Source organism: Daejeonella sp. (assembly GCF_044232565.1).
Lineage (GTDB): Bacteria > Bacteroidota > Bacteroidia > Sphingobacteriales > Sphingobacteriaceae > Daejeonella.
The window spans coordinates 1-4,132 of record NZ_JBIILQ010000239.1; the positions used below are offsets into that span (position 1 = coordinate 1).

At 39.3% G+C, this 4,132-nt stretch carries 3 protein-coding genes; all 3 read left to right on the forward strand.

Features of this window, described 5'->3' with window-relative positions; all coding sequences use genetic code 11:
- Nucleotides 1-1,484 (forward strand): phosphate acyltransferase (locus tag ACILQF_RS11190; RefSeq protein ID WP_395627492.1); only part of this gene is annotated, 1,484 nt, incomplete at its 5' end.
- Nucleotides 1,485-1,523: 39 nt separating this feature from the next.
- Complete coding sequence (gene ruvA, locus ACILQF_RS11195) at nucleotides 1,524-2,108, forward strand: Holliday junction branch migration protein RuvA (RefSeq protein WP_395627493.1); 585 nt, start codon at nucleotides 1,524-1,526, stop codon at nucleotides 2,106-2,108.
- A gap of 22 nt (nucleotides 2,109-2,130) precedes the next feature.
- The coding region (sprA, locus tag ACILQF_RS11200) for a cell surface protein SprA (protein WP_395627494.1) at nucleotides 2,131-4,132 on the forward strand (2,002 nt) is incomplete at its 3' end.

The following is a 4,132-nucleotide window of genomic DNA, read 5'->3' on the forward strand; positions in this document are numbered from 1 at the left end:
TTTTTGCTATGGCAAATCCGAATCCGGAAATTGCTTATGAGCTTGCTATAAAAACAAGGAAAGATATTATTATGGCCACTGGACGCTCTGATTATCCAAATCAAGTGAATAACGTTCTTGGCTTTCCCTATATTTTCAGAGGTGCATTGGATGTTCGCGCGACCGGAATCAATGAAGAAATGAAAAAGGCGGCAGTAATTGCGATTGCTGAGCTTGCTAAAAAGAATGTACCAGAGGCAGTAAACCTTGCCTATAACTCTAAAAATCTAAAATTCGGTAAGGATTATATTATTCCGAAGCCTATCGATTTGCGACTGATTACTTCGGTATCTCCTGCTGTAGCCAAAGCGGCCATGGATTCTGGGGTGGCTCGCAAGGAAATAACTGATTGGGAGGCTTATAAAGAGGAGCTGAAAACCAGACTCGGACTAGACGATAAGTTATTACGTACAATAACAAATAAAGCCAAATCAGCGCCAAAGCGTGTTGTTTTTGCGGAGGCCGACAATTATAAAATATTAAAGGCAGCTCAAATTGTTCGTGATGAGGGTATTGCTATTCCGATTCTGCTTGGTGATAAAGAAAAGATTTCCAAAATCATGTTGGAGCATGATCTTGAGCTTGATGGGGTAAGCATAATTAATCCTTTAGATGATGTTAATACCTGCATAAAGTATGCTGAATTTCTTTATGAAAAGCGCCAAAGACGCGGAATAACGCTGTTTGAAGCGAAGAGATTGATGAGGGATCGTAACTATTTTGGAGCCGCTATGGTTCAGTTTGGAGAGGCAGATGCCTTGATTTCCGGATTAACAAAAGATTATGGTTCAACGATAAAACCTGCGCTTCAATTAATAGGTATTGAAGAAGGGGTGAACAGAGTGGCTGGAATGTACATGATGCTTACCAAAAGAGGCCCCGTATTTTTCGGAGATACCACAGTAAATGAAAATCCGACAGTTGATGAATTAGTTGACATTACAACTTTGCTTGATCATTCTGTGAAGAGATTTAATATTCAACCTAGAGTTGCCATGCTTTCGTATTCAAATTTTGGCTCAAACGATGGAATAGTGCCACAGAAAGTCCGGCAAGCTGTAAAAATTCTTCATGAGAAGCGTAAAGATATTATCGTAGATGGTGAAATGCAGGCTAATTTTGCCATGAATCCAGATTTATTAAAGGATAATTACCCTTTCAGCACTTTGGTGGGTTCGCCAGCAAATGTGTTGGTTTTCCCTAATTTGGAATCCGGGAATATTGCCTATAAATTATTACAAGAGTTGGGTGGTGCAGAAGCTGTTGGGCCGATTTTACTGGGATTAAATAAACCCGTTCATATCCTCCAATTAGGTAGTTCGGTGCGAGAAATTGTAAATATGGTTACCATTGCGGTAGTTGATGCTCAAACTAAAGAAGAGCTCAATTCACCAGTGGTAAAGCGGATGAAGGATGTTATAAAAAGAGTCCTAAAGGTAAAATAAGAGTATTTTTAGTGATTTTTTCCATAAAAACTTAAAAAGATGTATGCGTATATAAATGGTAAATTAGTATTTAAATGCCCTACCTATGTAGTTATTGATGCGGGTGGTGTTGGCTATCAAATTAATATATCATTGAATACCTATGGCGCTTTGGAGGATTCTGAGGCCTGTAAATTATACACCTGGCTTCATGTTAAAGAGGATGGTCATACTATGTATGGATTTCATGATGAGGGGGAGCGTCGTTTATTTTTGCATCTTATTTCGGTTTCCGGAATTGGTCCTAATACTGGGAGAATGATTTTGTCTTCCATAACACCTGCTGAGATACAAACTGCAATAGTGAAAGGGGATGTGCCTTTAATTCAGAGAATTAAGGGCATCGGTCCTAAATCGGCGCAGCGAATGATCTTGGAGTTGCAGGATAAATTAAAGAAAGAAGGGCCTGATTCATTGATTAGCATGCCTAGCCACAATACTGCAAAGGAAGAGGCTCTGTCGGCATTAGTGATGTTAGGTTTCTCAAAGAGTGTTGCCGAAAAATCTTTAGACTCAGCTATTAAGTTTGGGACGGAAGATTTATCGGTAGAAGTTTTAATAAAAACAGCTCTAAAGAGTTTATAATTATTTACAGATTGTTCAAAAATTGAAGAGCGCAGCTAGGTTTTATTTCAAGATTTTTTCAAGTATCTTGATTATGCTTTTTGCAGGGCATTCTTTTGCTCAAACTGTTCCTGCAAAACAAGATACCTCCAAGCTGGTCTATCCTTTTAAAGACTTAAAAGACGTAGAGCTTAAAAAGCAGTCTGGTATTATCCTTCCCAAGCCTTCTAATATCAAAAGAAGTGTAGAATTTGATCCTATTTCTAAGCGTTATATTATTCGTGAAAAAATTGGTGATCGACTTTACCGGGAGCCTCAATATCTTAGTATTGAAGAATATCAGAAGTATGAAAATCAACTTATTAAACGTAATTACTGGCGTGAGTTAGCTGATTTGCCACTTTCGGAGGCTCGAGAGCCTGGTTTTATTCCCCCAGTAAAAATCAATAGCCGCTCGTTTGAACGTATTTTCGGAGGAAATACCATTGATATTCGTCCCCAAGGCTCCGCAGATCTTACCTTCTCAGGTCGCTTAAGTCGTAATGAGAACCCAATGTTTAATGAACGACAGCGCCGCCAAGGCAATTTCGATTTTAACCAGCGTATTCAAATGAATGTGGTAGGCCAGATTGGTGAGAAGATGAAAATTTCCACTAACTATAATACGGAGGCCCAATTCGATTTTGAGAATCAGGTGAAACTCGATTTTACAGGTAAAGAAGATGAAATTATCCAAAAAATTGAGGCAGGAAATGTGAGCCTGCCACTCAGCTCTTCGTTAATTACGGGTAGTCAGGCTTTATTCGGACTCAAAACTCAGCTTCAGTTTGGTCGTTTAAAGGTAACTAGTGTTTTCTCTCAACAGAAGTCGCAGCAGCGTGAAATAACAATTACAAATGGCTCTCAGCAGAATGAATTCGCTATTTCATCGGATAATTATGAGACCAATAAACACTTTTTCTTAGCACAGTATTTCAGAGATAATTATAATAAATCACTCCAGAATATACCTATAAATAGCTCTGGCATTAACATTACTAAAATTGAGGTTTGGGTTACAAACCGAGCGAATACCACATCTAATTCGAGGGATGTTTTGGCATTTCTTGACCTTGGTGAAAATAGGGTTTACAACAGCACACAAGTTCGGGGAGGTGCAGGCTATTCAAATTTACCTGCTGGCTTCGTTGCTCCGGGTTTTGCACAGCAATCGAATAATTTATTGCAGGTGCTGCCTGCTGGATTGAGGCAAACGAACTCCAACGATGCAATTTCCTTTTTTCAATCTGGGCGGGGCGGGACTGATAATTTTGCTAAGCTGACTTTTGCTCGTAGTTTAACAGATAGAGAATTTATTTTAAATTCGCGGCTAGGTTATATTTCCCTTAATACAGCTCTAAATGCGGATGAGGTGCTTGCGGTATCCTTTCGATACACCATCAATGGGCAGGAGTATCAAGTAGGGGAGTTTTCTACGGATCTTCCCGTTAATAACTCTACTCCAGAGGTTCTTTATGTGAAGTTATTAAAGAATGAAACTCTCAAAACCAGCTTACCAAGCTGGGATTTGATGATGAAAAATATCTATACGATTGGAGCCTACCAGGTTAGTCGCAACGACTTTAAATTGAATATTTTTAGGCTTGATGAGGAAACGGGTATAGAAAAACCTCAAATTACGGAGGGGCAAAATACAAATGGGAAGTTATGGATTCAAATGACCAATTTGGATAATTTGAATCAGCAGAATGATCGAAAGCCGGATGGCTATTTCGACTTTTTGGAGGGCATAACCATCGATCCATTGAATGGACGCATTACTTTTCCTTTGGTAGAACCTTTCGGTTCCGATCTTGCCAAGCGATTTAATCCGGTTACTGAGGCAGCGCTTATCGATAAATATGTATACCAACCCTTGTACGATTCAACAAAGGTGATTGCGCAGCAGTTGTTTGCAAAGCTGAATAGGTATCAAATTCGAGGTACTTACCAATCTCAGGGTGGTTCTGAGTTTCAGCTTAATTCCATTAATGTGCCGCAGGGAT

What these genes read in the sequence shown, in the direction of transcription:
- ruvA (WP_395627493.1), top strand. Translation starts at nt 1,524, where the DNA reads ATGTATGCGTATATAAATGGTAAATTAGTATTTAAATGCCCTACCTAT.